5 protein-coding genes and 1 pseudogene are annotated in these 7,322 nt (G+C 63.0%); 4 read left to right on the top strand and 2 right to left on the bottom strand.

What is annotated here, in order from left to right; genetic code table 11:
* Positions 1-150: 150 nt before the first annotated feature.
* A complete protein-coding gene (locus HHJ19_RS17730; protein WP_296909178.1) occupies positions 151-909 on the bottom strand; it encodes a TSUP family transporter in 759 nt (252 codons plus the stop codon).
* Between the two features lie 922 nt (positions 910-1,831).
* A complete protein-coding gene (locus tag HHJ19_RS17725) occupies positions 1,832-3,574 on the bottom strand; it encodes a GMC family oxidoreductase N-terminal domain-containing protein (RefSeq protein WP_296909177.1) in 1,743 nt (580 codons plus the stop codon).
* A 338-nt stretch (positions 3,575-3,912) separates the two neighbouring features.
* Between HHJ19_RS17725 and HHJ19_RS17720 the strand changes: the two genes are divergently transcribed.
* The 4 genes and pseudogenes from HHJ19_RS17720 to HHJ19_RS17705 all read left to right on the top strand — a co-directional run.
* A complete protein-coding gene (locus HHJ19_RS17720) occupies positions 3,913-5,067 on the top strand; it encodes an ABC transporter permease (RefSeq protein ID WP_296909176.1) in 1,155 nt (384 codons plus the stop codon).
* 159 nt (positions 5,068-5,226) lie between these two features.
* Complete coding sequence (locus tag HHJ19_RS17715; protein ID WP_296909175.1) at positions 5,227-6,015, top strand: ATP-binding cassette domain-containing protein; 789 nt, start codon at positions 5,227-5,229, stop codon at positions 6,013-6,015.
* A 13-nt stretch (positions 6,016-6,028) separates the two neighbouring features.
* Positions 6,029-6,961 (top strand): MlaD family protein, encoded by a 933-nt coding sequence (locus HHJ19_RS17710; protein ID WP_296909174.1) that lies wholly within the window; start codon positions 6,029-6,031, stop codon positions 6,959-6,961.
* Positions 6,958-7,322, top strand: a pseudogene (locus HHJ19_RS17705) (hypothetical protein); the annotation flags it as partial. The gene HHJ19_RS17710 and the pseudogene HHJ19_RS17705, both read left to right, overlap by 4 nt.

Genomic DNA, 7,322 nt, shown 5'->3' with positions numbered 1-7,322 from the left:
TGGCCAACGCTGCCACCGCCGCAAAATCGGTGAAACCGGCCAAACCGGCTCGGCCAGGTGCTGCGGTGCCGGTCGTGGTTCCGGTCGCCGCACCGGCTTCGGTGACCGCCGGCAGGCGCAATTAGCCCGGGTTCGCCGGCTTGCCCCGGCTTATTTCAAAAAGGCGTCAAAACCGGTTTTCAGAATCAGCGCGCTGACCACCACGATAAACACCACCCGGACAAAGCCCGCACCGTGCTTGAGCGCCAAGCGCGTTCCGAGCAAACTGCCCACCACATTGGCCACGGCCATGGTCAGCGCAAAATGCCACCAGACATGGCCTTTGTACGCGAACAGCCCCAGCGCCGCCAGGTTGGTGGCGGTGTTGATCAGCTTGGCCGAGGCCGACGCACTCAAAAAGTCGTAACCCAGCCAGCGGACAAACAGGAAGACCAGAAAGCTGCCAGTGCCGGGGCCAAAAAAACCATCGTAAAAGCCCAGCAGCAGTCCGATGCAGCAGGCTGCAGCCGCCTCGGCACGGCCGCTGAAACGCGGCGTGTGGTGGCGTCCCAGATCTTTTTTCAGCAGCGTGTAGCCCAGTACCGCACACAGCACGAAAGGCAAAGCCTTGCGCAAAAAGCCGGGGTCTACGATGGTGACCAGCCAGGCGCCTGCCAGCGAAGCGGCAAAACCCGCTGCGGCGGCTGGCAGCAGCGCCGCCCAGCGAATCTCGACACGCCTGGCGTATTGCACCGTCGCCACGCCCGTGCCCCAGATTGAGGCACCCTTGTTCACGCCAAACAGCGTGGCCGGGTGGGTGGTGGGAAAGACCGCAAACAGGGCTGGTACCAGGATCAGTCCGCCGCCACCGACGATGGCATCCACAAAACCGGCGGCCAGCGAGGCAAGAGAGACAATCAGTAATTCCATGAGGTGGATTGTCCCATTGCGCTGAAAACCAGATTGCTATTTTGTTTATAGCATGAAGGAGCCAAAAGATATGGACTACAGCTTGTTTTTACTAATTTTTGACCGAATCAGGGGACGAAAAAAAGCGCCGGGGTTGCCGGCGCCTTTGTCAAACCGGCATCTCGTGGAATGCCGGTTTGGGTGTTTTTGATTGCTTTTTTTTGTGTCTCCTCGACTCCTCGCGTTGCGAGCAGCAGGGCTCGTCAGCAAGAGCTCGAATATAGCCTGCGCACCAAGACGGCGCATTGGGGGTTTCCCGCCCCGCGAATTTTTCTGCATGGCAGCGAAGCGGCGGAAATCGATGGTTTGGACATTACCGCATGCCGAACGACCGGGCACCCGATCTTTCGGCCCCCCACCTTAATGAAGACGCGTCATGTCTCCCGGCGAAAAAATCGTCATTGCAGCGCACCTGCATGTGCTGTGCTGTCGCGCGACCAGCCGCTTGACCTAAACCGGGTGGCTAGCAAGCAACCGCGACTACGGGCCTGAAATTGCTCGCTTTGCCCTTGGGAAAGTTGCCGTGAATGGCCACGCGGGGCCTGCCGTAGGGGCCGACCGGACATTATGACCACGCCAGGCCCAGCAAGGCCCCGCGTGCCGCTGGCCCAGCAGGGGTCCGAAGCCGTAAAGGAACGACCGCTGCCCGGGAGCGCCGGGGCCTTGTTCACAGGGCGGCACAATGACCAGTCGGCAGACGCCGGCACCGAGGCCAGATCTGACTGAGGCTTTGTCGAATCGGCGACTGAGGGCCACTTCAGCGACAGCAACCCGCAGCGCGAGCGCGAATACCAGGACGCTGCTGCGCGTGATGTGAAGGAGCTTCGCTGCGCGCAGGTCCGCGCCGGAGGGTGACGGCTTTGCCGCACGGCGCGGCCGGCCGTCAGATTCCGCCCTGTATCCACTGCGCCGCCTTCTCGGCAATCATCAGCGTCGGTGAATTGGTGTTGCCGCTGGTGATCAGCGGCATCACGCCGGCATCAATCACGCGCAGGCCGCGGATGCCGCGCACCCGCAGGTGTGAATCGACGACCGCCATCGGGTCATCGTCGCGCCCCATTTTGGTGGTGCCTACCGGGTGGAAGATGGTGGTGGCGATGTCGCCAGCCAGCCTGGCGAGCTCCTCATCGGTCTGGAACTGCACGCCGGGCTTGAACTCTTCGGGCTGGTATTTGGCCAGAGCACCCTGGCTGACAATGCTGCGCGTCACGCGTAGGGACTGCGCCGCCACCTGGCGGTCTTCTGCGGTGCTCAGGTAGTTGGGCGCAATTGCCGGTGCATCTTCAAAGCGGCCGCTTTTGATCCGGACGCTGCCGCGGCTTGTCGGGTTGAGGTTGCAGACGCTGGCGGTGAAAGCGTTGAAGCCGTGCAGCGGTTCGCCAAAGGCCTCAAGCGAAAGCGGCTGAACATGATATTCGAGATTGGCGTAGGGCAGCTCCGGCGAGCTGCGCGTGAAGGCGCCCAGCTGCGACGGCGCCATGCTCATCGGGCCGGTCCGGCGCAGCGCGTATTCGAGCCCGATGCGCGCCTTGCCCCACCAGGAGTTCGCCATAGTGTTGAGTGACAGGCCCCAGCGCTTGTCGCCCACCACTGGCTGAATCTTGTAGACCGAGCGGATCTGCAGGTGGTCCTGCAGGTTGGCACCGACGCCTGGAAGGTCCTGCACCACAGCAATGCCATGCTGCTGCAGCAAGGCGGCCGGACCGATGCCTGAAAGCTGCAAAATCTGCGGTGAGCCGATGCTGCCGGCGCACAGCAGCACCTCGCCCATGTGTTCCGAGTCCCGGGTGGCCAGCGCCGTGACGTGCTCCTGGCCGGTCCACGCTTCGACGCCGGTGCAGCGCTGGCTGCCGTCGGGCTGGCGCTGGATCAGCAGCCGGGACACCTGGGCGTGCGTCCAAAGTTCGAAATTCGGCCGGCCCAGGCAGGTCGGGCGTAAAAAGGCCGTGGCGGTATTCCAGCGCCAGCCGCTTTTCTGGTTGACTTCGAAATAGCCGACGCCCTCGTTGTCGCCGCGGTTGAAGTCGGCGGTTGCCGCAATGCCGGCTTGCTGCGCCGCTTCGGAGAAAGCGTCCAGCACGTCCCAGCGCAGGCGCTGCTTTTCGATGCGCCATTCGCCGCCTGCGTTGCGGTGGCGCAGGATTTTCTGGTAAGGGTTGAGCTTGTCCTGCATCAGCTCGGGGGCGGTGCCACGCGCGCCGTGCAGGGCATCGGCGCCCTTGTAGTGGTCTTCATGCAGCTTGAAGTGGGGCAGGGCGTTGTCCCAGCGCCAGGCGCTGTCGCCGGTCAGCTGCGCCCACTGGTCGTAGTCGCGCGCCTGGCCACGCATGTAAATCATGCCATTGATGCTGGAGCAGCCGCCCAGCGTCTTGCCGCGCGGATAGCGCAGCGAGCGGCCATTCAGCCCCGCGTCGGCGTCGGTTTGGTAGAGCCAGTCGGTCCGCGGGTTGCCAATGCAATGCAGATAACCCACCGGAATATGAATCCAGTGGTAGTCGTCCTTGCGACCTGCTTCAATCAGCAGGACACGCTTGGAAGCGTCGGCGCTCAGGCGGTTGGCCAGCAGGCAGCCCGCCGTGCCGGCGCCGATGATGATGTAGTCAAAAACTGGGATGGGGTCTTGCATGTCGTGTGGGTCTCGGTTTCGTCAATCTGGCTGGGCCGTGAGGCGTTTGTCGGCCAAAGGTGCAAGCAGTACCGTGGGTCGCTGGTATGAACTGTCTGACGCCGACTGGCCAGCGCAGTAATGTAGATTGTGGCAAAACCCGGAGCTGCTGTGCGGCGGGGATTACCCGCTGCAATCCGGCGCGCCGCGTCGGAAGAAAGCCTGCCGGTCTCGCCTGGCCGACTGTAGGACCTCGGCGCTACATTCCGACAGTCGCCGGTGGTGATGTGTCCAGCAGTTACCATAACACTTTTTCACCTAAATCACGCCATCTGTCCCGTGCCAGCGCCACGCCTTATATGGAAGATTCCACGCCCCGAATTGAAGTGCAGGACGAGCCCGGCAGCCGCGTGCTGGCCGTGCGCGGCGAATGGACGGCTGCAAGCCTGACCGGCCGGCCGGTCTGGGACGCACTGACGGCGCAACTCGGCAGCCTGCGTGCCCAAAATGGGTCGCCCGGCAAAGCCGCCGGAGCCGGGGCTGACCGGTGGAGCCTGGGCCAGGCAGAAAAACTCGATTATCTCGGGGCGCAGGTCCTCTGGAACCATTGGGGGCGCGCCTGGCCGGCGCAGATCGAACTCGCGCCCGAGCAGCGCGTGATGCTGGAGACAGTCGAAAAATTCACGGTCGATCTTCCCCGATCCCCCAGTCCCGGCTGGAAAGAGCCGCTGATCGTGCTGGGCAGCCGGCTGTTCAGCCTGCTCGACCATGCCAAAGGATTGCTGCGGCTGGTCGGCCAGTTGCTGCTCGACATCCTGCGACTGATCCGCCATCCGCAACAGGGTCCATGGCGCGATTTCTCCGGCCATCTCTATCACTTCGGTGCCTCCGCGCTGCCGATTACGGCGCTGGTGGGTTTTCTGATCGGCGTGGTGCTGGCCTACCTGATTTCCCAGCAGTTGCGCCAGTTTGGCGCCGATGCCTTCATCGTCAATATCCTGGGCATTTCGCTGATTCGCGAACTCGGTCCGGTGCTGGCCGCTATTTTGATTGCTGGGCGCAGTGGCTCGGCCATCACGGCTCAGATTGGCGTCATGCGGGTGACCGAAGAGATCGATGCTATGCGCGTGATGGGCATTGCCCGCGGCTTTCGGCTGGTCATGCCGCGCGCATTGGCGCTGGCGCTGGTGATGCCGCTGATCAGCGTTTGGACCACCGTTGCGGCGCTGCTGGGCGGCATGCTGGCGGCGGATATTTCGATGGGCGTGACACCTTCGTTTTTCATCAACTCGTTGCCCGCCGCGGTGGAGGTGTCCAACCTGACCCTGGCGAGCGCCAAGTCCGTCGTCTTTGGCTTGCTGATTGCGCTGGTGGGCTGCCATTACGGCTTGCGCGTCAAACCCAATACCGAAAGTCTGGGCCAGGGCACCACGGCTTCGGTGGTGACCTCCATCACCGTCGTCATCCTGGTCGACGCGCTGTTTGCGGTGCTGTTCAAGAATATCGGCATATGAGATTGCCCCCACGCTTGTCACTTCGTGTACTGCGCTGCTCCCCTGGGGGGCTGAACTTCGCTTGGGGCGGCCCGGCGCTTTGTTCATCGTCCCCACGCTCGCTCACTGCCTGTAAGGCGCCGCTACAGGCGTCGTACCGGCCCTTCGCGGTGATTTTCCATGAGTGACGCCGTTGTTGAAATCCGCAAGCTGTGGACCGTTTTCCAGAACGGCGACAAAAAAACCGTGGTGCACAAGGATCTCGACCTGACGGTGGAGCGTGGCGAGGTGGTGTCACTGGTCGGCGGTTCGGGCACCGGCAAGACCGTGCTGCTGCGCCAGATGCTGGGGCTTGAAACGCCGACCCGGGGCGAAATCACCGTGCTGGGCAAGCCGGCGGCCGAGCTGGGCAAGCGCGGCGCCGCCAGCCGCGTCGGCATGCTGTTCCAGCAGGGCGCGCTGTTTTCAGCTTTTACCGTGCTTGAAAATATCGCCTTTCCGCTGCGCGAGCTAAAAACCTTGCCGGGCGATTTGATCCGCGAGGCCGCGATGGTCAAGTTGCAGATGGTGGGCTTGCCCCTTGATGCGGCCGGGAAGATGCCGAGCGACCTGTCTGGCGGCATGATCAAGCGGGTGGCGCTGGCGCGCGCCCTCATCATGGATCCGCCGCTGCTGCTGCTTGATGAGCCGACCGCCGGGCTCGATCCGGAAAGTGCTGACAGCTTTTGCCTGCTATTGCGCTCGCTGCACCAGGGCATGGGGCTGACCGTGGTGATGGTTACGCACGACCTGGACACCATTTTCGAGCTGAGCACCCGCATTGCCGTGCTGGCCGGGCAGAAGGTCATCGTCAACGATGTACCGCGCCAGGTCGTGGCCTTCGAGCATCCCTTCATTCACGAGTTTTTCCTTGGCGCACGGGGGCAGCGCGCAATGGCGCTGCTGGCCGACAGTCCGCCTCCGATTTAGAAAGGTTTTCATTATGGAAAACAAGGCCCATGCGCTGATTGCAGGCGTTTTTGTGCTGCTGGTCACCGCTTTGCTGGCGCTGCTGGCGATCTGGCTCACGCGCGACAGCAGCCAGCGCGACCTGTATGAAATCAGCACCCGTGAAACCATCTCGGGTCTGCAGCCGCAAGCTGCCGTGCGCTTTCGCGGCGTGCCCGTGGGCAAGGTGGAACGCATCGGCTTTGATGCCAAGGCCAAGGGTAATGTGCTGATCGACATCTCCATCGACCGCGGCGCGCCTGTGACCAAATCGACCTTTGCCACGGTGGCCTCGCAGGGCGTCACCGGGCTCGGCTTCATCCAGCTTGATGACAATGGAGAATCGGCGGAACGGCTGCTGCCCAACGACGGAGTTCCGCCACGCATTCCGCTCAAGCCGGGTGGCCTGGATAAATTGCTCAAGCAGAGTGAAGCGATTTTCAACCAGGCCGAGCAGGCCACGGCCCGGCTGAACCAGCTGCTTTCGGACGAGAACCAGAAAGCCGTCACAACCGCCGTCACGCAGCTGGCTGAAGCCACCGGCAGCATCAACCGCGTGGCCAAGGGTCTGGAGCCCACGGTGGCAACCCTGCCGGCGTTGTCACGCGACTCCAATGCGACCATGAAGGCGCTGAAAACCGCCCGCGACGAGGTGGGCACTGCGGCGCGACGCCTGAATGAAAAAGGCGGGCCGCTGGACAAGCTCGGCGAAGGCGGCACGGCGCTGGCCGCCGGCATTGAAACCTTCAGCGCGGCCACGCTGCCCAAGCTGGGCCAAGTGGCCGACGAAACGGCGCGCACCATGCGCCAGTTGCGGCGCACCGTCAACGCCGTCGACGACAACCCGCAGGCACTGATTTTTGGCAACGGCCGACCCATTCCCGGGCCTGGTGAGCCTGGCTTTACCGCTAACGGAGCAGCGCAATGATGGACTATCAATCGACGCAAGACGCTATTAAATCAATAGCTTCAAGTAGCCATAAAATATGGACGACAGCCACTTTTTTCTTTTGTTTTTCGGTTTTGGCCCTGAGCGGCTGTGCCCTGCCCGACAAGCCGACGCGCGCTGCCATGTACGACTTCGGCCCAGGGCAGTTGTCCACTCTGCCGACCCCGCGCCAGGCCGTCTTGCCGCCGCTGGCGATCGACGAGATCACGACCTCCGGCGGCGCGATCGACAATCTGGCGGTGCTGTACCGGCTTGGCTACGCTGATGCCCAGCAGCTGCGTCCTTACTCCCAAGCGCGCTGGAGCATGCCGCCCGCGCAACTGGTGCACCAGCGCCTGCT

The sequence above is a fragment of the Polaromonas sp. genome, assembly GCF_012927415.1.
In the GTDB taxonomy this organism is placed as follows: domain Bacteria; phylum Pseudomonadota; class Gammaproteobacteria; order Burkholderiales; family Burkholderiaceae_C; genus Polaromonas.
Note: the sequence above shows the minus strand (reverse complement) of the source record. Positions and strands in the feature narration are given on the sequence as shown.